Consider the following 26149-nt stretch of genomic DNA (forward strand, 5'->3'; position numbering starts at 1 on the left):
ATCAGGGCCGCACGACCAGCCAGCGCAGCGGCGTATCGGCAGCCTGCGTCATATGCGACGCATTCGCTGTCCAGACCGTCCACGGCCTTCCCGCATAGCCCGGCTCGTCCATATCGCCTTCGAGCCACAGCGCCCGCTCCAGCCGCGCGGCGGGGCGATAGCGTTCCTCGAAATCGCGGCTGGGCGCCAGCACCACCGGCGCACCCGCGTGGGCTTCGATCTGGTTGACCAGCGTCAGCAATTCGCTCTGCACTGCGGCGTCGGAAACCCGCGTCGGGCAATCGTCGGCGGTTCGCGCCAGCCGGATCGCGGGCGGAAGCAGTTGTTCGTCGCGCGGCACGATGGTGACGTAATTGGCCGATTGTCCGTCCGCCCGCTCGCACGGATCGAACTCATGCACCGTGCCGACTTCCAGGCCCGCTTCGCGCGCTGCAATGAGATTGTCCGAAAAGCCTGAGTCCTTGTCGCGGGCACCCTTGCTGGTTTCGAGATAAACAAAGCTTGCGCCAAGTCCCGCGAGCACTTCGAAGTCGACGTTCTCGTCCTCCTCGCCGATCAGCGCGCCCTGGTCGGGATAGGTGTCCTCGTCGGGCCGCCAGTTGCGTTTCTCGTTCCACAGCCAGATCACCGCGACGCCTGCGATGACCGCTGCGAGCAACACCAGCTTCAGCAACCAGCCCGATCCGGGCTTCTTCTTGCGCCGCGCCATGCCTTCAGCCCTTGATGTGCAGGACGCAGATCAGCGTGAACAGCCGGCGTGCGGTAGCGAAGTCGGTCTCGATCTTGCCTTCCAGCCGTTCCAGCAGCAGCTCGGCCGCCTGGTTGTGCACCCCGCGCCGGGCCATGTCGATCGTCTCGATCTCGTTCGCGGTCGCCTTGCGGATCGCCTGGTAATAGCTGTCGCAGATGGCGAAATATTCACGGATCGGGCGGCGGAAACGCGCCAGGCCCAGCAGCAATTCCTCGACCATCTCGCCCTCGGTGTTGGCGATGGTCATCAGCAAGCGCCCGTCGCGCACCGCCAGCGTCAGGTGATAGGGGCCGTCCGCCCCGCGCTCCACCGCGCGCAGCGGCTTGAAGGTGTTCTCCTCGATCAGGTCGAAGATCGCGATCCGGCGTTCCTGCTCGATGTCCGCGTTGCGCCAGATGATCGTCTCTTCATCGAGATCGATATGCGCGATGCGGTGATCGGGGTCGGAGAATGCGGATTCGGTCATGGTCGTGAGTGACGCTTTCGCAACTGGCGCAGATGCATTCAAGGGGTTGCGCGATAATCCCCGCTATCCACAAGCGACAGGGCCAATTTGGCCACATGCTTTGCTTGTGGACCAGCAGAGCCTCGACCATGGTGCCGCGCATGGCCGACACCGATCTCCTCTTCCCCGCCGATGATTCGACTTCCACCCCCGACAAGCAGGGCCAGACCCTGCCGAGCAACATCGAGGCGGAGGCCGCATTCCTTGGCGCGGTGCTGATCGACAACCAGGTTGTGCAGGAGCTCAACACCCCGCTTCAGCCGCATCATTTCTACGAACCGGTACACCAGCGCATCTACGAGCGTGTCCACAAGCTACTCGACCGCAATTCGATCGCGACGCCGGTGACGCTGAAGCCCTATTTCGAAAGCGACGAGGCACTGAAACAGCTGGGCGGTGTCACCTATCTCGCCAAGCTGACGCAGGACGGACAGGGCCTGCTGGCGACCGGCAAGCTGGCCGAACAGATCTACGACCTCGCCCTGCTGCGCGAACTGGTCCACGTGGGCCGCAACCTCGTCGAAGGGGCGCTCGACACCTCGGATGAAGTCGCGCCGATGGACCGCATCAGCCAGGCCGAAGCCGATCTCTACAAGGTCGCGGAAGGCGCGACCTCCGGCAACGAAGCTCAGGATTTCCGCACCGCGGCGCTGGGCGCGTTGAAGATGGTCGAAGCGGCGATCAATTCGGGCGGGCGGTTTTCAGGCAAGACCACCGGCCTCGACACGGTCAACGACAAGACCTCGGGCCTGCACAATTCCGACCTTATCATCCTCGCCGGGCGTCCCGGCATGGGCAAGACCTCGCTTGCCACGAACATCGCCTTCAATGCCGCACGGCGCCTGATGGACGACGAAAAGATCGGTATCGACCGCAGCGAATCCCCGGGTGCGGGCACGGCCTTCTTCAGCCTGGAAATGAGCGCCGACCAGCTGGCCACGCGTATCCTTGCCGAGACGGCCGAGATCTCCAGCGAGAAGCTGCGTTCGGGCAAGCTGAGCCGCGAAGAATTCCAGCGCCTGTCCTTTGCCAGCCAGGAATTGAACGAACTCCCGCTCTATATCGACGACACCCCCGGCCTCACCATCGGCGCGCTGCGCACCCGCGCCCGCCGACTGAAGCGCCGTCACGATATCGGCCTTGTCATCGTCGACTATCTGCAGCTGCTGCAGGGTTCGGGCCGCGCAAACGACAACCGCGTGAACGAAATCTCGGAAATCAGCCGCGGCCTGAAGACGCTGGCCAAGGAACTGAACGTACCCGTGATCGCGCTGTCCCAGCTCAGCCGTGCGGTGGAGCAGCGCGAGGACAAGCGCCCGCAGCTGTCCGACCTTCGCGAATCCGGCTCGATCGAGCAGGACGCCGACATGGTGTGGTTCATTTTCCGCGGCGAATATTACCACAACGCCTTAAAGCCCGACACGCCGGACGAAACCAGCAGCGAGGACGTGCGCCAGAAATATGCCGACTGGGAAGCGCGGCACCTCGAACTCGTCAATCGCGCCACGCTGATCGTCGCCAAGCAGCGCCACGGTTCGACCGGCAACGTGCCGCTCCTGTTCCAGAGCGAATTCACGAAGTTCACCTCGCCCGAACTGCGCGGCGGTTACGACGATTACGAATAGGGTTCAGATACCGAGGTTGAGCCTGCGCGTAACGGTGTAGTCGACCACGGAGACAAGCAGCCAGCTCAGGTTCCAGCGGATCCGGTTCCACAAGGTCGCGCGCTTCTTGTGCAACGGGATCGTAACCTGCTGCGATGCCGAGATGTGATCGGTGACGAACTGCCGCATCCGGTCGGCCAGCGCGGCATCGTCGATTTTCAGCACCAGCTCCAGATTGATGTAGAGGCTGCGCATGTCGAAATTGGCACTGCCGATATAGACGGAATCGTCGAGCACGATCAGCTTGGTGTGCAGCTTGCACGGCACGAATTCCCAGATCTTGGCCCGCTTCGACAGCAGGAAATCATAAAGCGACCGGCTCGCCCCGATGGTGGCGCCATTGTCCGATTTGCCCGCCATCACCAGCCGCGTCTCGCCCTTTTGCGCGATCCGGCCCATGTGCTTCAGCAGTTTCTTCGGCGGGCTGAAATAGGCCATGAACATGTCGAGGCGATCGCCTTCGACGAGGTCGTCCGACACGCAGCGCGCCCAGCTCGACAAGCCGCGCGTCGGCCCGCCGACAAGCCAGGTGGCGTTCGGCTCCTTCCATTCCCAGTCACGCACGGTGCGCGCGATTTCGCGGGCGTGCTGTTCCTCGCGCTCTGTCCAGGATCGCAGCTTGGCATACCAGTCTTTCAGCCCCTCGACCGCCGACCCTTCGATCACGATGCCAAGGTCGTTCCAACCGTTCTCTTCGGGCGGGGCGAAATAATCGTCGGCGATATTGAATCCGCCGAACATCGCCCTCTTGCAGTCGGCGACGACCAGCTTCTGGTGGTTGCGGATGAGATAGCGCCGCGTTTTCTTGGCGGAGAAGACCAGGAAGGTGCCGCCTGCATCGATAAGCGGGCGCAGGAAAAGATCGGATGCATCTGCCCCGAACCGGTCGACGATGAGCGTGACGTCCACCCCGCGCTTCGCCGCCGCCACCAGCGCATCGCGAAACTCGGTACTCACCGTGTCCTCGGCAAAGATATAGAAGCACACGTCGAGCTTTTCTTTTGCGCTTTCGACCAGTTCGAACAGCGCGGCGCGGCGATCGGCACCGGCCGGATAAAACGTCAGGTGCTGGCCGGCAGCATCGAATTCGAACGGCTCCGGATCGCGGAATTGAGTGGCCTCGCCCTGCATTTCGCTTGCTCCCATCGCTTCTGCCTTAGCGGCTGGCGCGAAAGGCGCAAATTCTTGACCTTTTGCCCCTGTGCACCTATTTGGCCCTCTTTCCCGGATTCTCTAGAATATATCGGAGTGCCCAATGGCGCGCGTTACCGTCGAAGACTGCGTAGACAAGATCCCCAACCGTTTCGATCTCGTGTTGCTGGCTGCCCAGCGCGCACGTGAAATCTCGGGCGGTGCGGAAATAACTCTCGAGCGTGACCGTGACAAGAACCCGGTCGTCGCCCTGCGCGAAATCGCCGAACAGACGGTCAAGCCCAAAGACCTCAAGGAAGCTGCGGTCACCAACCTGCAGAAGATCCTCCCCGACGACGACGACGAGATGGACGAAATCGGTTCGCTCAGCCAGTCGGCAGAGGCGCTGCGGATCACCGCTTCGGCTCCGACCCGTTCGACCTCGATCGGTGCCGATTACGAAGGCTGAGCGCCTTTCCAGTTTCGGCACACAGGTAAAAGGCCGTCCTTCGGGGCGGCCTTTTGCGTTGCAGCCCGCGCAATCCACGCATAGATTCGCGTGCGACAGGAGGATCGGTTGAGCGATATCGGGGAAGGTCTGGGTACGGCCGTCGAAGGGGGGCTTTTCGCCAGGGCCGTGAGCGGCGGGGCCGCGCGCGGTGGGAATACACCTCTCGAAAAGGGCCACTTCGCCGAAAATGCCTGCCTCAATTGCGGGACCGAATTGATCGGGGCGCATTGCCATTCCTGCGGGCAACAGGCGCATCTCCATCGCACGATGGGCGCATTCCTGCATGACCTGATGCACGGCGCGCTGCATTTCGACGGCAAGACCTGGCGCACCCTGCCCAAGCTGTTCTTCAAGCCCGGCGAGCTTACCCGCCGCTATATCGACGGGGAGCGCATGCGCTTCGTGTCGCCTATGGCGCTGTTCCTGTTCTCGATCTTCCTGATGTTCGCCGTCTTCCAGCTGGCCGGGATCAGCGCACCGACAGATATCCAGGGCGATGCAAGCGAGGAACTGGCCGGGTTCGCGGCTACCGAACTCGATCGTATCGAGCGCAGGTTGCAGAGCACCGAAAACGAGCTGGCCCAGCCGGAACTCGACGATGACCGCAGGCAGGTCCTCGAGACCCGGCAGAAAGAGCTGTCGGAACAAGCGTCTGCGCTACGCCAGGCCCAGGAAAATATACCCTTCCTGCAGCAAGAGGACACGAGAGACGAATTGATGCAGGACGGAGACGTGGTCATCCCGCTCGAAGAGGTGGACGGCGCGACCATGCGGTTCAGCGGATCGAGCGTGGACTGGATCGAGGGCGCGATGGACAAATGGCGCAAGAACCCAGGGCTCATGCTCTACAAATTGCAGACGAATTTCTACAAGTTCAGCTGGCTGCTGATCCCGCTATCCATTCCCTTCGTATGGCTGATGTTCGCGTGGAAGCGGCAGTACAAGGCGTATGATCACGCCATTTTCGTGACCTATTCGCTCAGCTTCATGACCTTGCTGACGCTGGGCATCACTCTGGTAGGCCTGTTGGGTGCGCCGACCGCGCTGGTCGCCTTGGCGAGCATTTTCATCCCGCCGATCCATATCTACAAGCACCTGAGGGGGACCTATGGTCTCTCGCGGCTCTCCGCCCTCTGGCGGCTCGCGATCATGTCTTTTTTCATTATCGTGATCCTGGCGCTGTTCCTGCAGCTGCTTCTGGTGCTTGGCGCGTTCTGAGGCCGCTCAGCCCGCCGGATCTTCCTGCTCCTGGTTGAGATTGTCGCCCAGGATGGGGGCGGTGTCTGGCGTTTCCATGTCGCCTTGCTCGATGTGGCGTTCCACATCGGCTGCGCCTTCGCTAACCGCGCCGGCCGCGTTCTTCGCGCCTTCCTCGATGACTTCGCCGACGACTGCAGCGTTCGCTTCGATATCGTCTCCGGCCAGCTCGGCTGTGCGCGCTGCATCCTCCTGCGTCTGGTCGGAGCAGGCAGAAGCTCCCGCAAGGGCAAGGGCTGACAGGCTGGCAATGGCAAGACGGTTCATGTGCGGCATCCTAGCAATTGTGACGGTTCGACCTTCATAACGCCCGATGTGCCCTCCACGTTTCCGCCAGCGGTTCAGCGGCAGGGGTATTCGCGGATCAATCCGGCACGCCAGGCCTGTGCAAGGGTCATGTTGCGGCGATCGTTTTCGGGCACTGCGCCGAGGATCCTGACCGCCTTTTTCGCATCAATGCCTTTCTTGCGCTCCGCTTCGCTCACACAATAGACCGGCTTGCCCTTGGCTTTCCCGGCCTCGTTCTCGTCCCTCGCCAGCTGGCCTGCCGCCTTCAGCTGCGCCATGCGCGGCTTGGTGCGCTTGTCGAAGAGGGCGCCTATACCCTTGCCCACGAGGTCCACCGCATCGACATAGAACGCCTGCGCGTTCACATCGGCCGGGCCAGCGATGGCGGCAGTTGCGAATGTCAGCGCACCGATGCCGCCAAGGATCTGTTTATACATGAAAAAAGCTCCGCTCCCTTTGTAGGGGAACGGAGCTTTCGAATAGCAGCGCTGAACGCCAGCAGAACGAGGGGTTATCCCGGCTGCGGCGCGGTGCCTCCGCCGAATTTCTTGCCTGACTTGGGAACGGCGCTTCCGGTGGTCGGCTTGACCGCGATCGGGCCGCTCGGCTGGTCAGGACGGTCGATCTTGCCGTCCTTCATCAGCTGGTCGATCTCTTCACCGGTCAGCGTTTCGTATTCGAGCAGCGCCTGGGCGAGCAGGTGGAGCTTGTCCTCCTGCTCGGTCAGCACGTCGGTCGCACGCTTCAGTCCGCCTTCGACCAGTTCCTTGATCTCGGCGTCGATGAGCTTGTTGGTTTCCGCGCCGCCCATGGTACGCGCGGTCTGGCCCATGCCGAGATAGCCTTCCTGGCTCTGCTCGTATTGCAGAGGTCCGAGCTTGTCGCTCATGCCCCACTTGGTCACCATGTTGCGTGCAAGGTCGGTGGCATACTGGATATCGCCCGACGCCCCGCTCGACACCTTGTCGTGACCGAAAATGATTTCTTCCGCCACGCGGCCGCCCATGGCAACGGCGAGGTTCGCGTGCATCTTGTCGCGGTGGTACGAGTAATTGTCGCGTTCCGGCAGGCGCATCACCATACCCAGCGCACGACCGCGCGGGATGATGGTCGCCTTGTGGATCGGGTCGGATGCCGGTTCATTGATGGAGACGAGCGCATGGCCTGCCTCGTGATAAGCGGTCATCTTCTTCTCGTCTTCGGTCATGACCATGGAGCGGCGTTCCGCACCCATCATGACCTTGTCCTTGGCGTCCTCGAATTCCTGCATGGCGACGAGACGCTTGTTGCGGCGTGCGGCCAGCAGGGCGGCCTCGTTGCACAGGTTCGCAAGGTCGGCACCTGAGAAGCCCGGGGTGCCGCGCGCGATTGTGCGCGGGTTCACGTCGGGCGCCAGCGGCAGCTTGCGCATGTGAACGGCAAGGATCTTCTCGCGCCCGTCGATATCGGGGACCGGCACCACGACCTGGCGGTCGAAACGGCCCGGACGCAGCAGAGCGGGATCGAGCACGTCGGGACGGTTGGTCGCCGCGATGATGATGATGCCTTCGTTGGCTTCGAAGCCGTCCATCTCGACCAGCAGCTGGTTCAGCGTCTGCTCGCGCTCGTCGTTCGAATTGCCGAGGCCATGGCCGCGGCTGCGACCGACCGCGTCGATCTCGTCGATGAAGACGATGCAGGGCGCGTTTTTCTTCGCCTGCTCAAACATGTCGCGCACGCGGCTTGCACCGACGCCGACAAACATTTCGACGAAGTCCGAACCCGAAATGGTGAAGAACGGCACGCCCGCCTCGCCCGCGATGGCGCGAGCGAGCAGCGTCTTACCGGTACCGGGCGAGCCGACCAGCAGCGCACCCTTGGGGATCTGACCACCGAGCTTGGAAAAGCGGCTCGGGTCCTTGAGGAATTCGACGATCTCTTCCAGTTCCTCGCGCGCTTCGTCGATGCCGGCGACATCTTCGAAAGTCACGCGGCCCTGCTTTTCGGTGAGCATCTTGGCCTTGGACTTGCCAAAGCCCATTGCGCCGCCGGCGCCCCCGCCCTTCTGCACCTGCCGCAGCGCGAAGATCGCGATGCCGAGGATCAGAATGAAGGGGAGCATGTTGATGAGCGCGTAAAGCAGAATGTTCTGGCTGCCCGCTTCCTTGCCGGAATACTGGACGCCATTGTCCTCCAGCAGCTTAGGCAGCGAGGTGTCGTTACCTACCGGGACCGTGCTGAAAGCTTCGCCTTCCTTGGTCGTGCCGGTGATCTGCTCGTCGGAAATCTCGACCGACTTCACATCGCCCGCGGCAACGCGTTCCTTGAAGTCGGAATAAAGCAGCGGCGTTCCGCCACCACCCGAGGAGTTGCCGAACATCGAAACGACCAGCAAGAGGCCGAGAAACACCCCGCCCCAGACGAGCAGGCTCTTCAGCCAGGGGTTAGGGCCGTTGCCCTCGGGATCGGGCTGCTGGTCCTGATTCTGATCGCGCATGAGCGGACATTCCTTTCAATCTCACCAGAATGTAGGATCGCGCAGGTGAATGGCAAGTTTAGACGGCTCGCCAATTCGTCCTATTTCCGATCACACTCTTCGACGGCATAGGCGCGGCAGAAGACATCGACGGCGCCATCGATGCGCTTGCGCTCCAGTTCAGCGTCTACCGGACGGCCGAAGCGGCGCTCCAGATCGCCCATTCCCTTGCACATGGAAACAAACTGTTCGACCGCGAGCGCAGTGTCGTTGATCGCTAGTTCACCGCTTGCGACCATGGTGTCAAGCAGGCCCGCAAAGGCGGTGCGCATACGGTAGGGGCCTGCCTGCAGGAATGCCTCGCCGATGGTCGGGTCGCGCTCGGTTTCTGCGGCGATCCGCCGGTCGAATTGGACCATCTCATCGCGCGACAGGAAAGCCACCATCGCTTCCCCGATCGCGGTGAGCCGCTGGCGCAAGGTCCCCGTCGGCAGCGATTTGAGTTCCAGACTGGAACGCATAGTCGAGCATTCGCGATCGACGGAGGCTGCGAACAACGCCTGCTTGTCGCCGAAATGATTGTAGATCGTCACCTTCGACACGCCTGCATCCGCAGCAACCTGCTCGATGGAGGTGGCGGCAAAGCCCTTCTCGAAAAAGGAATGGGCGGCCGCGGCGAGAATCGCTTCCCGCTTGGCCTGGTCCGCCGGCCTTCCGATCGATCGCTTTTCACTAACAGTTGACAAAGTGAACGGTCCCGTTCAGTTGAACGCCTCCGTTCAATAATGGACGAGTCGCACAGCAAAGGCAACCGAGCGCCGTGATCTGGATCGCAATCAGAATGCTGACCGGGGATGCCCAGAAGTTCTACGGGCTGGTCTTCGGCATCGCGTTCTCGACGCTCCTCATCACCCAGCAGCTGACGATTTTCGTCAACCTGCTCGAACGCGGGGCGAGCGGCGTCTACAACGTCTCCAGCGCCGATGTCTGGGTCATGGACCCGGTCAGCCGCACGACCGACGTATCTTATGCCCTGCCCTCCACCGCGCTCGACAAGGTGCGCGGCGTGCCCGGTGTCGAATGGGCCGTCCCCCACATCCGCGCCCAGGCCAGCGTGCGCACCAAGAGCGGCGACTTGGAAGGCGTGGCGGTTATCGGGGTGGACGACGCGACGCTGATCGGCCTGCCCAAGAACATGATCGAAGGCTCGCCAGACGTCCTCTCCCAGCCCGACAGCGTGATCATCGACGATGTCGGCATGACCCGCATGTTCCCCGGGCAATCGCCTATCGGGGAGCGGTTGGAGCTGAACGACCAGCGCGCCGTGATCCGCGGCATTGCCGATGCGACGCCCAGCTTCACCAGCACCGTCGTGCTGTATACCAAATACAGCCAGGCGCTGAATTACGTGCCCGGCACCCGCAACCGCCTGTCCTTCGTGCTGGTCGGCGCGGAAGACCCCTCGCAGGCCAAGGCCTTGTCGGAAAAGATCGAGCGCGAGACGGGACTGAAAGCCCAGACGCGCGACGAATTCGCCCGGGACGGGGTCGATTTCATCATCGAGAATACCGGTATCCCGCTCAATTTCGGGATCACGGTCGCGCTCGGCTTCATCGTCGGGGTCGCCATCGTCGGCCTGACTTTCAGCCTCTTCATCCGCGACAATATCAAGCAATTCGGGGCACTGAAGGCGATCGGCGTCACCAATGGCAAGATCCGCAAAATGGTGGCTGCACAGGCCGCGCTGGTCGGCTTCGTCGGCTACGGCCTCGGCGTCCTGGGCACGCTGGCCTTCATCTGGAGCTTTTCGGCCAATCCCACCTTCAAGGGCTTCTACATCCCCTGGCAGATACCGATCATCAGCCTCGTCGCGGTCACGCTGATCCTGGCGCTAACCGGTTGGCTGGCCCTGCGCAACGTCCTCAAGACCGAACCTGCGGCGGTGTTCCGGTGAGCCAGGCCCCCGCCATCTGCACGCGCGGCGTCACGCGCGACTTCACGGCTGGCCAGCAGACCATCACGGTCCTGCACGGTATCGACCTCGACATCCGCGCGGGCGAGCTGACGTATCTCGTGGGGGAAAGCGGTTCGGGCAAGACCACCATGATCTCGATTATGTGCGGCATCCTGTGGCCGACCGAGGGCGAGGTGAAGGTTTTCGGCACCGACATATACGAATTGAGCGACACCGAACTGGTCGAGTTCCGCCTCAACAACATCGGTTTCATCTTCCAGCAGTACAATCTGATCCCCGCCATCGACGCGGCCAGCAATGCCGCCGTGCCGCTGATCGCACAGGGAATGGACCGTCACGAGGCCCGCGAACGTGCGGTCGAAATGATGGCCAAGCTTAATATCGCTGACCAGGCGGACAAACTGCCCAACCAGCTTTCGGGCGGCCAGCAGCAGCGCGTCGCCATCGCCCGCGCGCTGGTGCACGAACCGCGATTGGTGGTGTGCGACGAACCCACTGCCGCGCTCGACGCATCATCCGGCAGGCGGGTGATGGACCTCTTGCGCGAAGTCGCCGTCGCCGAAGACCGCGCCTGCATCATCGTCACCCATGACAACCGCGTTTTCGATCTCGCCGACCGCATCCTCGTGCTCGAGGACGGCAAGATCATCCATGACGGCACCGAAATGCCCGAGGAACACTGATATGGCTTTCAATCTCCGCAATCTCAGCTTTTCCCGGCAGGTGCTGCCCGCCATCGCCGGCCTGGCGCTGCTGCTCGCCATTTTCTTCATCGTCGGCGGCCTGCCCGACCGCGAGCTGTCCGAGCCGGAGAACGAACCGCCCCGCGCCCCGGAGCAACTGGCCGATGCGCCGCGCGTTGCTGGATCGGGCGTGGTCGAACCGTCGAGCGAAGTGGTGCAGATCGGCTCGGCTCTATCGGGCCTCGTCACCGGCCTGTTCGTCCAGCCGGGCGACCGCGTGAGCGAAGGCCAGACGCTGTTCACCGTGGACGACCGCGTCGCGCGCTCTGCCCTGCGCGAGGCGGAAGCCGCAATCGGCGAAGCGCGCGCCGCGATTGCCGAGGCAGAGACCGCGCGCGCAACGGCATCCCGGCAGCTGGCGCTCTATCGCAATGTCGATGATCCCGCCGCCGTCAGCCGGTCCGAAGTCATCCGCGCCGAGGGAGAGGCGACCGCCGCCTCGCAGCGCCTCGCACTTGCCCAAGCTCGCTTGCAGGCCGCCCAGGCGCGTGCCGCCAGCGCACGGACCGAAATCGGCCGCCTGACTGTGCGCGCGCCCATCGCAGGCGAAATTCTGGCGGTGAATATCCGCAAGGGCGAATATGTCAGCACCATGGGCGGCGGCGGATCGCAGCCCTTCATCGAGATGGGCCAGACGCAGCCGCTCTATGTCCGGATCGATATCGACGAGGAGCAGGCACCGCGCCTCGACATGGGCGCAGCGGCAACGGTCAGCCCGCGCGGCGCATCCGACCAGCAAGTAAAGGCGACATTCGTGCGCGCCGAACCGCTTGTGGTGCCCAAGCGTTCGCTGACCAATTCCGCGGCAGAGCGCGTCGACGTGCGCGTCCTGCAAGTGCTCTACGAACTGCCCGAAGCTGCATCGACAAGCGAAACGCTGTTCCGCGTGGGCCAGCAGGTCGATGCCTATATCCCGGCCAAGGGCGGCGAATGATGCGCCTGCTACTCGCCTCCTCGTGTGCGCTGGCGCTGGCCGGGTGCGTTGCCGGGCCGCCGCCCGAAATCTCCACGCCCACACCGGTCCTGCCGCCGGAATATCTGTTCGCTCCCGATGCCGCCTCGGCGACCGGCCTCGCCGCGCTGCTTCCGGCTGACGATCCTGCCTATGACACGCTGGCCGCGCAGGCTCTCGCCAGTTCGCCGACGCTGGGCGAAGCGCTGGCGCGGATCGACCAAGCGCGTGCAGGCGCAGACCTGCGCGGCGCGAACCGCCTGCCCTCCATAGGCGCGAATGCAACGGTCGAGGGGCGCCGCAGCAACCCGGCGCAATTTGGCGGCGACCTGCCGTCGGCAATTGCTTTCGACACCGAACAACTGTCCTATGCGGCCAATGTTACCGCGCGCTGGGACCCGGACATCTTTGGCAGCCTGCGCGCGCAGGAACGCGCAGCGCTCGCCCGGATCGATGCGGCTTCGTCCAGCGCCCGCGGCGTACGCAACGCCCTGCTCGCCGAGATCGCTGCCAGCGTGATCGACTGGCGCACGCTCGATGCGAGGGCCAGCGCCATCAAGGACGACCTAGCTGCAGCCGAAGACCTCGCCCGTCTTTCCAGGGTGCGCGAAGATGCGGGCATCGCGCCCGGCTTCGACCGCGTGAGAGCGGAAAGTGCGGCAGACGCCTCGCGCAGCCGCCTCGCAGCGCTGGAAAGCGAGCGCGCCCGCCTGATCGGCCGCCTCGTCACCCTCACCGCACAGGGCGGCGCGCAGGTGCGCTCTGCCCTGGCTATGGCACCTCGCGAAAGCGGACTGCCAGCTACCCCCGCCACCCTGCCGAGCGCCCTGCTTGCCAACCGTCCCGATGTCCTTGCCGCCGCAGCAACGCTCGCCGCGGAAGATGCGGAACTGGCCGCGGCCGCCCGCCGCCGCTTCCCGGTGTTCGACCTGTCGGCCGCCATCGGCCTGCTGGCCTTCAGCCCGGGCGACCTGTTCGACAGCGATTCCATCATCGGCAGCCTCGCCGCGTCCGTCGCCGCGCCGCTGCTCGATTTCGGGCGGACCGAGGCCGAGATCGACGGTGCCGCTGCCGAAAAACGCGCTGCGTTCGAAGCCTATCGCGGTGCCGTCTACACCGCCCTCGGCGATGCGGAAGAGGCCTATGGTCTCGTCGCCGCCGCCGACCGCGAGGCCGCAGCCGCCGCACAAGAGGCGGCCAGCCTGCAACGCGCCGCCTCGCTCGCCGAGGTGCGGCAACGCGCAGGTCTGGCGGATTTCCTGACCGTTCTCGAAGCGCGCCGTGCGGCCGAGGCCAGCGGCGAGCGCGCGGCAGCGGCCCTTGGGCGGGCGGAGCGCGCACGGGTCATTTTGTGGCAGGCGCTCGGCGGCGACACTCAGCCGATCACGCGGTCCACCAGCCAGTAGGCCCCGGTAATCCCGATGGCGTAGGAGGCGATACGCAAGGCGGGCGCTTCGGCCCCCGCCCGCACGCGTCGGATCACTTCCAGACCCGCGAGGACGGCGGCAATCACCAGCAATTGCCCTGCCTCCACACCGAGATTGAAGCTTACGAGCGCTGCGGGCACCTCGCCTTCCGGCAAGCCTATCTCGCGCAGGGCTCCTGCAAAACCGAAACCGTGGAGAAGGCCGAAAGCGAAGGCGACCAGCCACGGCAGGCGTCGCGTGATCGTATCCTTCGTGCCGCGCGCGATTTCGACCGCGAGGAACACGATCGACAGTGCGATCAGGGCCTCGACCGGGCGCTGCGGCAATCCGGTGACCCCCAGCGTCGTCGCTGCGAGCGTGATCGAATGCGCCACGGTGAAGGCCGTCGCCGCCTTGACGACCGGCCAGGTCCGCCCGACCAGCAGGACGAGCGCAATCACGAAGAGCAGATGGTCCCATCCCGCCAGGATATGCTCGACCCCGATCACGAAATAGCCGCGCCAGACCTGCATGCTCGATGGCCGCGCTTCGACCTCGGCGTAGGGTTCCTGTGCGGTCAGGCGGTAGACCTGGACGGGTCGATCCAGAGGGGCCACGCGCAGGATTGCATCGCCTTGTCCGGAGAGGGCGGGCCAGCCGATGCGGCTCCCGGCAATATCGCCCTCGCAGGTGACTTGCGCGCGTCCGACCACCGCAAGCGCGGAATTATCGAGCACCGGCTCGCCTGAAACCTCGCAGATTTCGGGCAAGTCCGGGCGCGCGGTCCGGTCGGCCTGCGGCGAGGAGAGCGGTTGCCTCCAACCAAGGTTCCAGCGCTCCTCGTCGACCTGCTCCAACTGGATCGAGACGGGCCGCAACTCATCCGCCAAGGCGGGGCTTGCGATAAAGAGGACGGCGAGCGCCAACAGCCAGCGGATCATTCGACCTCGATCCGGTAAGCTTCGCGAAGGAGCTCGAATGCCTTTGCGCGCCGCGCGGCAGCCGTCGAACTGCGCCAGTCGGCCTCCACCCTGTCGCGGATTTCCGACAGGGGCTGTTGCCTTCCCTCGACACGCTCTTCGACGTCGACGAGATGGTAGCCATAGCCTGACGTCACCTGCGCACCGGAGGTCTCCTGCATCCGCGCGATCTGCGACGCGAATTGCGAGCCGAAGACCGCCTTGATGTCCGCATAACTCGCATCGGTCATGCGTTCCGGCAGCGAAATAGCATCCCCGTCTGCATCACCCGCTGCGTCGAGCGCTTCGTGCAGTGCATCTTCGCTACGGAAATATTTCTGCGAGAAGGTGAGCCGCTCGCCTTGCGCGAACCGGCCGGGATGGTCGCGCAGCCACGCCGCCAGCGTCTCCTCGCTCGGCCGGGCGGTTTCCACCTCGGCCCCTGCCAGATCGTCCATCTTGGTCGACAATCGCCGCCGCACGACCGGATCGCCCGCATCGAGCCCAAGCCGCAACGCCTCGCGGTAGAGCACCTCTTCGCGCACCCAGCTTTCGATCTGCGCATCCAGCTCCGCATCGGTGGGCGGGCGGCCCATCGTGCGCTCGAAGCCAAGCGCGAGGTTCGCCTGCGCCTCTTTTGTGAGCGCAATGGTCCGCTCGGCCGGATCGACCGGCTCGCCCGCAAAGGACAGCGCGGCCCAGATAGCAGCCCCCGCCACCAGGAAATGCGCGAGCGGATCGCGCAGCAGCCGGCGCATCATCGCATGATCGGCGGCGCATCGCCCGGGGTGCCGCGGGGACGCAGCCAGACGGGCGAGGAATAGGCGCGCTGCTGGATGACGTTGGCCTCCACGACTTCCTTCGGCAGCGTCAGGCCGAAGCGCTTGGCATCGTAGAGGACCCAGCTCGGCGTCGGGATTTCGAGCACGCGCACATAGTAGAATGCGCGCTGGCCGCGGCGATATTCGGGATCGGTCCAGGTGGCGCGCAATTCGGCCGCCCCGATCGAATTCTCATAGGTCGCCGCGGACCGGTTGACCGTATCGCCCACCGGCGGCACCGGCGCATTGGAGGCGGCATCCATGGGTCGCGCGCTCCACGCGACGTCGAACACCTTTTCCTGCTCCGCCCCACTGGCATCGACCCAGCCCTTCACGATCTGCACCCGGTCCAGATTGGCCCCGTCGGGGTCTTTCAGCGCGCTGACGAGGAAGGTCGGCGCCCTGCCGTCGTCCACCAGGTCGCCGCCCATGGGGACACCGCGCGAATAGCCTGCGCGCACCCAGTCGCCTTCCCAATCGCTTTCGCCGAAATCAAATCCTGCGAAGAGGCGCACCACCATGCGCGGCCCGGTCGTTGCATAGACTTCACGCCGCATGAAGGCATCGAAGATTTCCGCCCGCGTATTGCCGCGCGCCCAGGCGGCCGCATAGCCGCTGGCGAGGTAGTGCCAGCCGAAGCGTCCTTCGCGCGTGCCGAGATTCTGCGGCGCCATAGCGCGGTCGGCACGCGGTTCGTTGCCGGTATGCTTGCCGAAGAATTGGTCGTCGTCTGCCGTGGCCAACGCCGTGTGACTGTCGGTAGACCCGATCAGGCCGAAGGCATAAGGGTTCTCGCCCATCTGCTGTTCCAGCGTCAACCCGCGCAACAGGGCGGAGCGGATATAGCTTCCCGCGAACATGTCCGGCGTGCTCTTGGCCGTCAGCGGCAGATTGCCAAGCTCCCATCCGGCCACGCCGAAGCTGGCATATTCGTCATTGGGTGACAGGAAGGGGTGCGTTTCGCTGTCGCCCTTGATCTGCGTTGCCTCGACCACCGGTTCGTGCCGTGCCCGGCGGCGCGCGTAATCGGCATCCATCGGTCCGCCGTCGGGGCCTGAAAATTCAAACATCTTGCCGTTCGACAAGTTCGAATTGTGCGGGATCGCCAGCACCTTGCCGCCGGTGCTCTGTTCGTAGGAATCCATGTAGTCCCACAGGCCGGTGACATCGCCGTCCAATCCTGGATAGGGCAGGACCTGCGCGGTCCGCGCGCTGCCGTCGCGAAACATCACGACGCGGTGGAGGTTGTTCCCGCCCGGCATCAGCGTCCACTCGAACCCGGCGAAAGCCGTAAAAGTGCCCGGCTCGTTATAGCGGTCGAGCAGGCCCAGGTGCCGGTCCCATAATTCGCGCGTAGCCTTCGCCTGGCGTTCGGGGTCGCGTAACGCCTCGGGTATCTCGTCGTTTGCGGCGGCCGTGATGAGTTCCGCTACAGCGCGCGTCGACTGATCTGGGCTTTCGTGCATCATGTCGCGCCAGCGGCGCAGCGTGGGATCGCGCACCATCATGCGCGGCGCATCGTAGAGCCGGCGGGTCGCGCCCATTGCATCGGAGTGATCGGCAATGACGAGGAAATCGAGCGGCCGGTCGAGCTGCGCGCTCATGCCGGTGGTCGCAGTGACCTCTTCCCCGCGCGCGAACTTCAGCGCGTCTTCCGGGCCGAGCCGGACGCCGAAGCCGAATGCATCGACCGAAACGTCGGTGTGAAGGTGGGTGTCGCCCCAGTACGGACGGTCGGGAAACTCCGCCAACTCAATCGTATTGGTGCCGTCACCGCGCTGCTCTTCGCTAACGCGCCCCCCGCCGAACAGGTCGCAACCTGCCAGAACCAGGGCGCCCGCAATTACGCCGATACGATAGTCCATGTCTCATCCCCTCATCCGCGAGGGAATGTGCAGGAGCAATCGTGTTTACGTCAAGCAGGTATGCGATATGCAACGGGTTCGGCGATGGCCATGCCGCCGCCCGAGCCCTCTTCATCCGAGGTGTAGTAATAATAGGTGCCGCCGCCGATCGCCGCGATGGCGAGCGCCAGTGCCGCGAGCATGATGACCCCGTCGCGGACCGTCAGCGCCAGGCCGATAGCGGCGATGGCAAGCATGGGCGCGCTGCTGGCGAATGGCAGGACTTCGAGCGGTGGGACGGTAGCGCAGAGCAGCAGGATGACCACCGCCGCGATCTTGATCCACATGCCCTCGGTCAGCCCTTCGAGGCGGCCGTGACTGTGCTCGTCCAGCCAGTGCGCGATGCCGCGCAGCTTGGCGATACCCTTGTGCAGCTTCTTGCTCTCGACTGCGCGTTCCTGGAGCCATTGCGGCATCCAGATATGCTCCTTGCCGAAAAGGAGCTGGACGGCGATCAGTGCGATTACTGCGGCAAGGAAGCTCGGCACACCGGGAATCCCGCCAAGCGGCGTGATCTCCAGCAAGGCCGGTATCATGATGAAAGGGCCGAAGCTGCGCCCACCGAAATCGTCCAGCACATCGCCCACCCGGACCTTGTCGTTCTTGGTGGTCAGGTCGTCGAGTTCGCCGAGTACGCTCTCGACGCCATCGGGTTCGGACTGGGACTTACCTTCGGTCATTGCACTCCCCTTCGCCCCTCAACGCGCGAAGGGCGAAAAGGGGTGCAGGCGACCGTCAGCCCTTCTTTTTGAGGAGTGCCGAACGTTCGCAGCGGCAGACCACTTCGCCGCGCTGGTTCACCGCTTCGTGCAGGAAGGTGACGATGCCGGTGTCGGGCCGCGACTTGCTTTCGCGCAGGGCGATGACCTCGCTGGTGGCGTGAAGCGTGTCGCCGATGAACACCGGCTTGGGCATCACCAGCTTGTCGTAACCCAGGTTCGCCACCAGCGTGCCGAGCGTGGTGTCGCCCACACTCAGGCCTACCATCAGCGAGAAGGTGTAAGTCCCGTTGACGAGGATTTGCCCGAACTCGCTTTCCTTGGCCGCTTCCACGTCGAGGTGGAGCGGCTGCGGATTGTGGGTCATCACGGTGAAGAAGAGGTTGTCCGCTTCGGTCACCGTGCGGCGGATTTCGTGGGTCAGCTTGTCGCCGACTTGCCATTCGTCGAAGTGCCGGCCCGCCATTACGCGTCGTACCCCATAACGGCTTTCACCTCGAGGAAGTCATGGAAGCCCCACTCCCCCCATTCGCGGCCATTGCCCGACTTCTTGTATCCGCCGAACGCCGCATTCATGTCATAACCGCCGTTGATGGCGACACGACCTGCGCGGATGCGCTTGGCGAGCTTCTTGGCGGTCTCGATATCCTCGCCCATGATGTGGCTGGCGAGGCCGTATTCGGTGTCGTTCGAAATGCGGATGGCATCGTCGTAATCGTCATAGCCGATCATGGCGAGGACGGGTCCGAAGATCTCTTCGCGCGCGATTGTCATGTCATTGGTGACATCGGCGAATACGGTGGGCTTCACATAATGACCGGTTTCGAGACCTTCGGGCTTGCCGGGGCCGCCCGCGACCAGCGTTGCACCTTCCTCGATGCCCTTTTCGATCAGGCCCTGGATCTTGTCCCACTGGGCCTTGGAGACGACCGGGCCGATGGTGGCGTTGCCCTTGGGATCGCCCGGGATCACGCCCTCGGCCGCTTCCTTCGCCGCAGCCTTGGCTTCTTCCATGCGCTTGTGCGGGACAAGCATGCGGCTGGGCGCAGTGCAGGTCTGGCCCGAATTGCCCATCATGGCGGTGGTGCCGCGCATGACCGACTGGGTAAACGCGCTGTCGTCGAGGATGATGTTGGGGCTTTTCCCGCCCAATTCCTGCGCCACCCGCTTGACCGTGTCGGCAGCGTTCTTGGCAATGAGCACGCCTGCGCGGGTCGAGCCTGTAAAACTGATCATGTCGATGTCGGGATGGCCGCTCATTGCTTCGCCCACGCCCGGACCGTCACCGTTGACGAGGTTGAATACGCCGGCGGGCACGCCTGCCGCATCCATGATCTCGGCAAAGATATAGGCATCGAACGGCGCGATTTCCGACGGTTTGAGGATCATCGTGTTGCCGGTCGCCAGCGCGGGGAAGACCTTGCAGGCGATCTGGTTCAGCGGCCAGTTCCACGGAGTGATCATGCCGACCACACCGATCGGCTCCCAGATGTGGAGTGTCGGGCCGTCCTGGCGTTCGAATTCGAACTTCTCGAGCACTTCGATCGCGGTCTGGCAGTGACCGGCCAGCAGGCCGGTATGCGGACCGTTGGCGAGGCTCATCGGTGCGCCCATTTCATCCGACACGGCGAGCGCGAGATCGTCCTTGCGATTGGCGATTTCGGCCTGGATCGCGCGCAGCAGGGTGAGGCGCTCTTCCTTGCTCGTCTGGCTGAAGCTCTCGAACGCGCGGCGCGCGGCCTTGACCGCCTTGTCGACGTCTGCAGCACTGCCGAAGCTGATGTGGCCGATGGTTTCTTCGGTCGCGGGATTCTCGACCGGCTGCGTGTTTTCGGTGACCGGGTCGACCCACTGGCCGTCGATGTAGAACTTGGTGCAATCGCGCATGGGAATTTCTCTCCTTACGCGCGGTCCATTAGCTCCCTTGCGACCAGCGCGCCACCACCTCTTCGCCGTCCTGTGCACTGTCGCGGATCGTGCCCGGCGTGCGGTCGAAGCGCGGAGCGGGCGCCGTGTGCGAGCGACCGCCATGTTCGACGAAAGCACCGCGCGCCTTCATGTGCGGATGGTCCTTCGCCTCGTCGAGCGGGACGACCGGGGCAAAACAGGCATCGGTGCCTTCGAGCAGTTTCACCCATTCCGCCTGCGGCTTCGTCTTGAATAGCGCGGCGAGTTTTTCGGTGTAATCGTCCCAGTTCGCCGGGTTCATCTGGCCTTCGCGCAATTCTTCAGTAGCGTCTGCGCGCTGAAGCAGTTCGGCATAGAATTGCGGTTCGATAGCGCCGACGCTCACTTCCTTGCCATCCGCACAGGTATAGCAACGATAGAAATGCGCCGCCCCGCCAAGCAGGCCTGCGCCGCGTTCCGTTGTGCGCAGCGCGCTATGCGGCTGGCCGTAGAAGAAGCTCATCAGGCTGGTCACGCCATCGACGATCGCGGCATCGACGACCTGCCCTTTGCCGCTGCGTTCACGTTCATAAAGCGCGGCGAGAATACCCATGGCGCAATACATCGACCCGCCGCCGAAATCGCCGACGAGGTTCTGGGGCGGAATCGGCAGTTCGCCCTTCGCCCCGATGGAATCGAGCGCGCCGGTGATGGCGATATAGTTGAGGTCGTGCCCGGCAGCCTGCGCCAGCGGACCGTCCTGCCCCCAGCCGGTCATGCGCGCATAGACGAGACGCGGATTGGCTTCGAGCAGCACGTCGGGTCCGAGGCCCAGCCGCTCCATCACGCCGGGACGAAAGCCTTCGACCAGAACGTCCGCATGTTTCAGCGCCTCATGGACGAAACGCTGGCCTTCCTCGCTCTTGAGGTCGACGGCGGCACGATGGCGGGCCCGTTCTACGACGGGGTTCATCGGCTGGTGTCCCGGACGCTCGATCCGCACGACTTCCGCGCCGAGATCCGCCAGCATCATGGCCACGTGCGGTCCAGGGCCGATTCCCTGGAACTCCACCACCTTCAATCCGGTCAGCGGTCCATGCGCGGCGTGTTCGGCCATTCTTCTCTCTCCACGATCTCGATTTCTCTCTGACCCGGAGACAAGTCGAAACGGTTCGCAATTGCAACGCTTTTCGCGTCTAGCCTCCGGTAACGCTCATATGGCGGGAGGTCGCAGGCGTATCGGCTGCGATATCGAAGTCGTGCCGCCGGGGCTTGCCTGCCAGCAGCGCGTCCATCGCCGCATCGAGCGCGCCCTCGCCGCCTTCACGCATGATATCGCGCAGTTCGACCTTCTGGTCATGGCCGAGACAACCATAGACCGTGCCGGTGGCCGCGATCCTGATGCGGTTGCAGGAAGAGCAGAAATTCTCGCTCAGCGGCGTGATGAAGCCGATCCGGCGCCCGGTCCCTGCCACCTCGAAATAGCGCGACGGTCCGCCAGTCTGGTAAGTCGTCGGCACGAGGGCGAGTTCGCGTTCAAGGGCGGCCCGCGCATGCGAGAGCGGGAGATAGGTGTCGGAGCGCTCCCCCTCCACTTCGCCAAGCGGCATCGTCTCGATCAGCGAGAGGTCGCATCCGCGCGCGCCGCACCACTTGGCCATGGACACGAATTCGGTGTCGTTCACGCCGCGCATCGCCACCATGTTGATCTTGACCGCGATGCCCGCCGCGCGGGCTGCATCGATCCCCTCGATTACGCGCGCCACGTCCCCGCCCCGCGTAATCGCGGCAAAGCGCGAAGGGGCCAGCGTGTCTAGGCTGACATTGATCCGCTCTATCCCAGCATCGAAAAGCTGTTCGGCCATCTGCGAAAGCAGCACGCCGTTCGTGGTCAGTGTCAGTTCTTCAAGACCGGATGCGCGTAGGGAGCCGAGCTCCTTTGCAAGGTCGACAATGCCGCGCCTTACCAGCGGCTCTCCCCCGGTCAGCCGGATGCGCTTCACGCCGCGGGCCACGAGATGGCGCGCAAGGTCGGCAAGCTCTTCCAGCGTCAACAGGTCGCGCCGCGGAAGGAACTGCATGTCTTCGGCCATGCAATAGGTGCAGCGCAAATTGCACCGGTCGGTGACCGACATCCTCACGTAGTCGATCCTTCGACCGAAGCCGTCGATCAGGGGCGCTGCATCATGCATGGCAGGAGAGTAGCTGCGCCCGGTCAGAAGTCGAGCGCCTGAATGGCCTGCCCTGCCGAAAGTCCGCCCGACCCTCCGGTCTGACGCAGGAGCAGATCGGCCTTTGCCAGCAAGGCCTGCGCCCCCGATTGCTGGTTGGCGAAGGGCAGTGCGTTCCCCTTGCTGAGAGCGCCCCGCCCGAAATGTTCGCGAGGACCGGGGGCAGGCAGGTCTTCCGCCAGTTCGAGCTCTCGCCAGCCCAGCACCTCGTCATAGTCCCCTCCGGCAAGCGCGGTGACGAGAGGCGCGAGGAAAAGCCGTGCGGTGACGAGCGCAGACGTCGGGTTGCCCGGCAGGCCGAGAACGAAGCGCTCACCATCACCCTTCGCGCACCAGACAGGCTTGCCCGGGCGCATGGCGATCCTGGAAAAGAGAGTGCGAAAGTTCCCTCCTTCTATCGAACGACTGGCAAAATCGCGCTCTCCCACCGATGCGCCGCCAATCGTTACCAGGACATCGCACCGGTCAAGCAATCGGGCGGCCAGTTCCTCGATGCGGTCGGGATCGTCCGGTGCGACCGCGCTGTCGACGATCGTCGCACCATACTGACGGGCCATTTCGGCAAGGGCCGGCGTGATGCTGTCGGGCAAGGCGCCGGGACGGTCGCTAGCTGTGCCGGGCGCGACAAGTTCATCCCCGGTAGCAAGGATCGCTATCCGCGGTGCCCGCCACGCCCAAACCTCTGCGCAATCGGCGGCGGCGGCAGCGACCAGTTGCCGTGGCCCCAACCGTGTCCCCGCATCCAGCAAGGTCTCGCCTTCGCGAAAGTCCGAACCCCGGGCGCGGATGTGCCGCGCCTCGCCATATTCGCCGACGGTCTCGAGTTGCTCGCCCCGCGTCTCGACGATCTCCTGCACCAGCACGCGGTCGGCCCCCTCGGGAACCGGCGCACCGGTGAAAATGCGGACCGCTTCGCCCTGCGATATTCCCGCCGGCGCCTGCGAACCGGCATAGGATTTACCGACGATGCGCAAAGGGCCCGGCAGGTCGGTATCACGCACGGCATACCCATCCATCGCGGAGACATCGAAACGCGGCGCATCGATGCGGGCTTCGACGGAGCGCGAAAGACGCAGTCCAGCAGCCTCCCCGATGGCGACCCGCACCTCTTCCAGGGGCCCTGCCGCTTCGCGCAGGATCGCGCTGGCTTCGTCGAACGATATCAAGATATTGGCCCGACCGCGACAGGGGCAGCGTTTTTCACCTGGCGATCGGTCATTCGCTTTCTCTTCATCCCGCTTGGTTAACGCCCCACCCCTAGCGAAGAGGCAGGCCCATGCAACCTCGCGAGACCATCCTTGAGGGCGCGGCAGTCATGGGGCACATACACCTACCATGGACCAAGGGGGAAAATCGGACGCAATGCAGACAGGACTTGAACGCGCGTGCGCACGCCTCGGCCTTGGGCAGCCCGACGACGCGAAACGCCTGACCGGCGGCGCCACAATGGAGAGCTGGCGCTTTCACGCGGAAGGCAAGGACTACGTCTTGCGCCGCGCACCGAGCATGGCGTTCATGACCGAGCGCCCGTTCGGCCACGCCACCGAAGCGGCGATCATCGAGGCGGCGCAGAAGAAGGGCGTAACCGCGCCCCGCATTGCCGGTGTGCTGGAGGAAAGCGACGGCCTTGGCTCCGGCTTCATCATGGAAGCATTGCCCGGCACGCCCGATCCGCGCGCAATCCAGTCGATGGAGACGCCGCTACAAATACTCGTCGAGGCTGCCGGAGATCTGGCCCGCATCCATTCGCTCGGCGCGTGCGATCTTCCGGGCGACGTCCCCGTCATGGAATATGCCGAAGCGGTGGCGAACCTGCGCCAGCAATTCGAGGATGCAGGCGGCGACAGGCCGATCATCGCCCTTGGCCTGCGCTGGCTGATGGACAATTTGCCCGACCCGGTCGAACCTGTTCTCAACCATGGCGACTTCCGCCTTGGCAATATCCTCGCCGAGGACAGCCATCTGACCGGCGTGCTCGACTGGGAGCTGGCTCATTTCGGTGACTGGCACGAAGACCTCGCGTTTGGCTGCATGGCAGTGTGGCGTTTTGGGGGGTATGACAAACCGGCGCTCGGCCTCGGCTCGCTGGAAGAATATTTCGCGGCCTACGAAGAGGCAGGCGGCAGGCCGGTAGACCCTGCACGCTTCCGCTTCTGGACGGTCTATCGCACCGTTTGGTGGGCGCTGGGCTGCCTCAAGATGGCAAGTTACTGGCGCAGCGGGGAAGACCGCATGCTGGAACGCGTCGTCATCTCGCGCCGCACGAGCGAGCAGGAACTGGACCTCCTGCTGTTGCTCGAAGAAGACGCGCCGGATGAGGAACGCAACCAGTCGATTGCTCCTCCAGAAGCGCCCGAAACGCATGGCGAGGCGACAAGCGGCGAAGTTGCGACCGCGATTTCCGAATGGCTGGAGACGATCAAGGACCGGATGGAAGGGCACGACCGCTTCCAGCTTGCCGTGGCCCGCAACGCTTTGGGCATGATCGCACGGGACGATGCGCTGATGCCGGTCGAAGGCGACGCCGAACTCGCCGAGGCGCTGCTGGAAGGTGAGATCGATCTCGCGTCCCCTGGCCTGCTAGCCGAATTACGCGAAACCGCTTTCGCCAAGCTTTCGGCGGATGTGCCCAAATACCCCTCGCTCGCGGTGGCGCGGCGTCAATGGATCGGAGACGATTGATGGATTTCAGCATTCCGCAGGATCTCGAGGACTACTACGCCGAACTCGTTTCCTTCATCGAGGCAGAGATCGAACCGCTGGTCGCAAGGGATGATAACATCCGGTTCTTCGACCATCGCCGCGAGAATGCGCGCACCGATTGGGAGCGCGGCGGCTTGCCCAATCACGAGTGGGAGGACCTGCTGCGCCAGGCCCGCAAGGTCGCCGACGAGGCCGGCCACTGGCGCTTCTCCGCGCCGAAGAAATATGGCGGGAAAGACGGTTCGAACCTCTGGATGGCGGTGATCCGCGACCGTTTTGCGCAGCGTGGGCTCGGCCTGCACAACGACCTGCAGAACGAACACAGCATTGTCGGGAATTTCCCCTTCGTCGCCATGTTCGAGACCTTCGGGACGCAGGAGCAGAAGGAGGATTTCATCCTCGGCGGTTTCGAAGGCACGCGCCGCGTCGCCTTCGGCCTGACCGAGCCCGACCACGGTTCGGATGCCACCCACATGGAGACCCGCGCGGTGCGCGAAACGCGTGACGGTGTCGACGGCTGGCGGATCAACGGCGAGAAGATGTGGATCACCGGCATGCATGTCGCCACGCACTGCGCGCTGTTCGCCCGCACGGACGGGGAAGACGGCGCGGCACGCGGGATCACCTGTTTCCTCGTCCCCAATCCGACCGAGGGGCTGGAGATCGAAGAGTGGATGTGGACCTTCAACATGCCCACCGACCACCCGCGCTTAAGCTTCACCGATGTCTGGGTGCCCGATAGCGCGATCCTTGGCAAAGAAGGTCGCGGTCTCGCGCTTGCGCAGAGCTTCGTCCACCAGAACCGCATCCGGCAGGCCGCATCCTCGCTTGGCGCGGCGCAATTCTGCGTCGAGGAGAGCGTGAAATACGCGCGTGAACGCAAACCCTTCGGCGAGGAATTGGCGCGCAACCAGGCGATCCAGTTCCCCTTGGTCGAGCTGGCGACACAATGCGAAATGCTCCGCCTGCTGATCTACAAGACCGCCTGCGAAATGGACAATATGCCGCACGAGGAGATCGAGCGGACGATCTCCGACAAGGTGTCCATGTGCAATTACTGGGCGAACCGCCTGGTCTGCGAAGCCGCCGACCGCGCTATGCAGGTGCATGGCGGCATCGGCTATTCACGCCACAAGCCGTTCGAGCACATTTATCGCCATCACCGCCGCTACCGGATCACCGAAGGTGCGGAGGAAATCCAGATGCGCAAGGTTGCCGCCTACCTATTCGGCTATCTGGGGCCAAGACGGCAGGGCTAGAACGCCGGCCGCTACCCGCAACGAAAAA

The 26149-nt window shown here is 64.1% G+C and carries 25 protein-coding genes; 9 read left to right on the top strand and 16 right to left on the bottom strand.

What is annotated here, in order from left to right:
• Position 1: 1 nt before the first annotated feature.
• On the bottom strand, positions 2-709 hold the full coding sequence (locus GRI34_RS08965) for a glycoside hydrolase family 25 protein (RefSeq protein WP_160595631.1): 708 nt from the start codon (positions 707-709) through the stop codon (positions 2-4).
• Between the two features lie 4 nt (positions 710-713).
• Entirely contained in the window at positions 714-1217 is a 504-nt protein-coding gene (locus tag GRI34_RS08970) for a UPF0262 family protein (protein ID WP_160595632.1), read from the bottom strand.
• 140 nt (positions 1218-1357) lie between these two features.
• Here GRI34_RS08970 and GRI34_RS08975 point away from each other — a divergent pair, with 140 nt between their 5' ends.
• Positions 1358-2881 carry a replicative DNA helicase gene (locus tag GRI34_RS08975; RefSeq protein ID WP_199800140.1) on the top strand — a complete coding sequence of 508 codons (1524 nt, stop codon included), beginning with the start codon at positions 1358-1360 and terminating at the stop codon, positions 2879-2881.
• 3 nt (positions 2882-2884) lie between these two features.
• Here GRI34_RS08975 and GRI34_RS08980 read toward each other — a convergent pair whose 3' ends face one another.
• A complete protein-coding gene (locus GRI34_RS08980; RefSeq protein WP_160595633.1) occupies positions 2885-4066 on the bottom strand; it encodes a phospholipase D-like domain-containing protein in 1182 nt (393 codons plus the stop codon).
• A 109-nt stretch (positions 4067-4175) separates the two neighbouring features.
• Here GRI34_RS08980 and rpoZ point away from each other — a divergent pair, with 109 nt between their 5' ends.
• Positions 4176-4520, top strand: coding sequence for a DNA-directed RNA polymerase subunit omega (gene rpoZ, locus GRI34_RS08985; RefSeq protein ID WP_100259777.1), 345 nt, complete (start codon positions 4176-4178; stop codon positions 4518-4520).
• A gap of 108 nt (positions 4521-4628) precedes the next feature.
• Positions 4629-5780: a DUF3667 domain-containing protein gene (locus GRI34_RS08990; protein ID WP_160595634.1), complete on the top strand. Its 1152-nt coding sequence runs from the start codon at positions 4629-4631 to the stop codon at positions 5778-5780.
• Positions 5781-5786: 6 nt separating this feature from the next.
• Here the strand turns inward: GRI34_RS08990 and GRI34_RS08995 are convergent, their stop codons facing one another.
• The 4 genes from GRI34_RS08995 to GRI34_RS09010 form a co-directional block, all read right to left on the bottom strand.
• On the bottom strand, positions 5787-6086 hold the full coding sequence (locus GRI34_RS08995) for an entericidin EcnAB (protein WP_160595635.1): 300 nt from the start codon (positions 6084-6086) through the stop codon (positions 5787-5789).
• Between the two features lie 74 nt (positions 6087-6160).
• Entirely contained in the window at positions 6161-6544 is a 384-nt protein-coding gene (locus tag GRI34_RS09000; protein WP_160595636.1) for a hypothetical protein, read from the bottom strand.
• Positions 6545-6618: 74 nt separating this feature from the next.
• Positions 6619-8583 (bottom strand): ATP-dependent zinc metalloprotease FtsH, encoded by a 1965-nt coding sequence (ftsH, locus tag GRI34_RS09005; RefSeq protein ID WP_160595637.1) that lies wholly within the window; start codon positions 8581-8583, stop codon positions 6619-6621.
• A gap of 80 nt (positions 8584-8663) precedes the next feature.
• Entirely contained in the window at positions 8664-9308 is a 645-nt protein-coding gene (locus GRI34_RS09010; RefSeq protein ID WP_160595638.1) for a TetR/AcrR family transcriptional regulator, read from the bottom strand.
• Positions 9309-9382: 74 nt separating this feature from the next.
• Between GRI34_RS09010 and GRI34_RS09015 the strand changes: the two genes are divergently transcribed.
• The 4 genes from GRI34_RS09015 to GRI34_RS09030 are packed head-to-tail and all read left to right on the top strand — an operon-like array spanning position 9383 to position 13638.
• Positions 9383-10516, top strand: coding sequence for an ABC transporter permease (locus GRI34_RS09015; RefSeq protein WP_160595639.1), 1134 nt, complete (start codon positions 9383-9385; stop codon positions 10514-10516).
• Positions 10513-11220 carry an ABC transporter ATP-binding protein gene (locus GRI34_RS09020; RefSeq protein ID WP_160595640.1) on the top strand — a complete coding sequence of 236 codons (708 nt, stop codon included), beginning with the start codon at positions 10513-10515 and terminating at the stop codon, positions 11218-11220. Before GRI34_RS09015 ends, GRI34_RS09020 begins: the two co-directional genes overlap by 4 nt.
• Position 11221: 1 nt before the next feature.
• Positions 11222-12214, top strand: a complete 993-nt coding sequence (locus tag GRI34_RS09025; protein ID WP_160595641.1) for an efflux RND transporter periplasmic adaptor subunit — start codon at positions 11222-11224, stop codon at positions 12212-12214.
• Positions 12211-13638 carry an efflux transporter outer membrane subunit gene (locus tag GRI34_RS09030; RefSeq protein WP_160595642.1) on the top strand — a complete coding sequence of 476 codons (1428 nt, stop codon included), beginning with the start codon at positions 12211-12213 and terminating at the stop codon, positions 13636-13638. The genes GRI34_RS09025 and GRI34_RS09030 overlap by 4 nt, the downstream gene beginning before the upstream one ends.
• Here GRI34_RS09030 and GRI34_RS09035 read toward each other — a convergent pair.
• The 9 genes from GRI34_RS09035 to GRI34_RS09075 all read right to left on the bottom strand — a co-directional run bounded on the left by GRI34_RS09035 (position 13608) and on the right by GRI34_RS09075 (position 23325).
• Positions 13608-14579 (bottom strand): HupE/UreJ family protein, encoded by a 972-nt coding sequence (locus GRI34_RS09035; protein WP_160595643.1) that lies wholly within the window; start codon positions 14577-14579, stop codon positions 13608-13610. The two genes, GRI34_RS09030 and GRI34_RS09035, sit on opposite strands and share 31 nt — an antisense overlap.
• On the bottom strand, positions 14576-15358 hold the full coding sequence (locus GRI34_RS09040; protein WP_160595644.1) for a peptidyl-prolyl cis-trans isomerase: 783 nt from the start codon (positions 15356-15358) through the stop codon (positions 14576-14578). Before GRI34_RS09040 ends, GRI34_RS09035 begins: the two co-directional genes overlap by 4 nt.
• Complete coding sequence (locus tag GRI34_RS09045) at positions 15355-17283, bottom strand: DUF3604 domain-containing protein (RefSeq protein ID WP_160595645.1); 1929 nt, start codon at positions 17281-17283, stop codon at positions 15355-15357. The genes GRI34_RS09040 and GRI34_RS09045 overlap by 4 nt, the downstream gene beginning before the upstream one ends.
• A 50-nt stretch (positions 17284-17333) precedes the next feature.
• Positions 17334-18002, bottom strand: coding sequence for an exopolysaccharide biosynthesis protein (locus GRI34_RS09050; protein ID WP_160595646.1), 669 nt, complete (start codon positions 18000-18002; stop codon positions 17334-17336).
• Positions 18003-18057: 55 nt separating this feature from the next.
• Positions 18058-18507 (bottom strand): MaoC family dehydratase, encoded by a 450-nt coding sequence (locus tag GRI34_RS09055; RefSeq protein WP_090476474.1) that lies wholly within the window; start codon positions 18505-18507, stop codon positions 18058-18060.
• Positions 18507-19928: an aldehyde dehydrogenase family protein gene (locus GRI34_RS09060; RefSeq protein WP_160595647.1), complete on the bottom strand. Its 1422-nt coding sequence runs from the start codon at positions 19926-19928 to the stop codon at positions 18507-18509. The genes GRI34_RS09055 and GRI34_RS09060 overlap by 1 nt, the downstream gene beginning before the upstream one ends.
• Before the next feature lie 28 nt (positions 19929-19956).
• Complete coding sequence (locus GRI34_RS09065) at positions 19957-21045, bottom strand: CaiB/BaiF CoA transferase family protein (RefSeq protein WP_160595648.1); 1089 nt, start codon at positions 21043-21045, stop codon at positions 19957-19959.
• A gap of 79 nt (positions 21046-21124) precedes the next feature.
• Positions 21125-22120 (bottom strand): GTP 3',8-cyclase MoaA, encoded by a 996-nt coding sequence (gene moaA, locus GRI34_RS09070; protein ID WP_160595649.1) that lies wholly within the window; start codon positions 22118-22120, stop codon positions 21125-21127.
• Positions 22121-22143: 23 nt separating this feature from the next.
• Positions 22144-23325, bottom strand: a complete 1182-nt coding sequence (locus GRI34_RS09075; RefSeq protein WP_160595650.1) for a molybdopterin molybdotransferase MoeA — start codon at positions 23323-23325, stop codon at positions 22144-22146.
• 196 nt (positions 23326-23521) lie between these two features.
• Here GRI34_RS09075 and GRI34_RS09080 point away from each other — a divergent pair, with 196 nt between their 5' ends.
• Positions 23522-24841, top strand: a complete 1320-nt coding sequence (locus GRI34_RS09080; protein ID WP_234028191.1) for a phosphotransferase family protein — start codon at positions 23522-23524, stop codon at positions 24839-24841.
• Complete coding sequence (locus GRI34_RS09085) at positions 24841-26121, top strand: acyl-CoA dehydrogenase family protein (RefSeq protein ID WP_160595652.1); 1281 nt, start codon at positions 24841-24843, stop codon at positions 26119-26121. The genes GRI34_RS09080 and GRI34_RS09085 overlap by 1 nt, the downstream gene beginning before the upstream one ends.
• The last annotated feature ends 28 nt before the right edge of the window (positions 26122-26149 follow it).

This window comes from Qipengyuania aquimaris (assembly GCF_009827445.1).
Taxonomy (GTDB): Bacteria; Pseudomonadota; Alphaproteobacteria; order Sphingomonadales; family Sphingomonadaceae; genus Qipengyuania; species Qipengyuania aquimaris.

Bases quoted from the DNA above. Each gene is read 5' to 3' on its own strand.
- GRI34_RS09045 (WP_160595645.1), bottom strand. From the start codon at position 17,283: ATGGACTATCGTATCGGCGTAATTGCGGGCGCCCTGGTTCTGGCAGGT.
- GRI34_RS09055 (WP_090476474.1), bottom strand. From the start codon at position 18,507: ATGGCGGGCCGGCACTTCGACGAATGGCAAGTCGGCGACAAGCTGACC.
- rpoZ (WP_100259777.1), top strand. From the start codon at position 4,176: ATGGCGCGCGTTACCGTCGAAGACTGCGTAGACAAGATCCCCAACCGT.
- GRI34_RS08975 (WP_199800140.1), top strand. From the start codon at position 1,358: ATGGCCGACACCGATCTCCTCTTCCCCGCCGATGATTCGACTTCCACC.
- GRI34_RS09085 (WP_160595652.1), top strand. From the start codon at position 24,841: ATGGATTTCAGCATTCCGCAGGATCTCGAGGACTACTACGCCGAACTC.
- GRI34_RS09030 (WP_160595642.1), top strand. From the start codon at position 12,211: ATGATGCGCCTGCTACTCGCCTCCTCGTGTGCGCTGGCGCTGGCCGGG.
- GRI34_RS08995 (WP_160595635.1), bottom strand. From the start codon at position 6,086: ATGAACCGTCTTGCCATTGCCAGCCTGTCAGCCCTTGCCCTTGCGGGA.
- moaA (WP_160595649.1), bottom strand. From the start codon at position 22,120: ATGCATGATGCAGCGCCCCTGATCGACGGCTTCGGTCGAAGGATCGAC.
- GRI34_RS09035 (WP_160595643.1), bottom strand. From the start codon at position 14,579: ATGATCCGCTGGCTGTTGGCGCTCGCCGTCCTCTTTATCGCAAGCCCC.
- GRI34_RS08980 (WP_160595633.1), bottom strand. From the start codon at position 4,066: ATGGGAGCAAGCGAAATGCAGGGCGAGGCCACTCAATTCCGCGATCCG.
- GRI34_RS08970 (WP_160595632.1), bottom strand. From the start codon at position 1,217: ATGACCGAATCCGCATTCTCCGACCCCGATCACCGCATCGCGCATATC.
- GRI34_RS09080 (WP_234028191.1), top strand. From the start codon at position 23,522: ATGCAGACAGGACTTGAACGCGCGTGCGCACGCCTCGGCCTTGGGCAG.
- GRI34_RS09000 (WP_160595636.1), bottom strand. From the start codon at position 6,544: ATGTATAAACAGATCCTTGGCGGCATCGGTGCGCTGACATTCGCAACT.
- GRI34_RS09040 (WP_160595644.1), bottom strand. From the start codon at position 15,358: ATGATGCGCCGGCTGCTGCGCGATCCGCTCGCGCATTTCCTGGTGGCG.
- GRI34_RS09060 (WP_160595647.1), bottom strand. From the start codon at position 19,928: ATGCGCGATTGCACCAAGTTCTACATCGACGGCCAGTGGGTCGACCCG.
- GRI34_RS08965 (WP_160595631.1), bottom strand. From the start codon at position 709: ATGGCGCGGCGCAAGAAGAAGCCCGGATCGGGCTGGTTGCTGAAGCTG.
- GRI34_RS09065 (WP_160595648.1), bottom strand. From the start codon at position 21,045: ATGGCCGAACACGCCGCGCATGGACCGCTGACCGGATTGAAGGTGGTG.
- GRI34_RS09050 (WP_160595646.1), bottom strand. From the start codon at position 18,002: ATGACCGAAGGTAAGTCCCAGTCCGAACCCGATGGCGTCGAGAGCGTA.
- ftsH (WP_160595637.1), bottom strand. From the start codon at position 8,583: ATGCGCGATCAGAATCAGGACCAGCAGCCCGATCCCGAGGGCAACGGC.
- GRI34_RS09025 (WP_160595641.1), top strand. From the start codon at position 11,222: ATGGCTTTCAATCTCCGCAATCTCAGCTTTTCCCGGCAGGTGCTGCCC.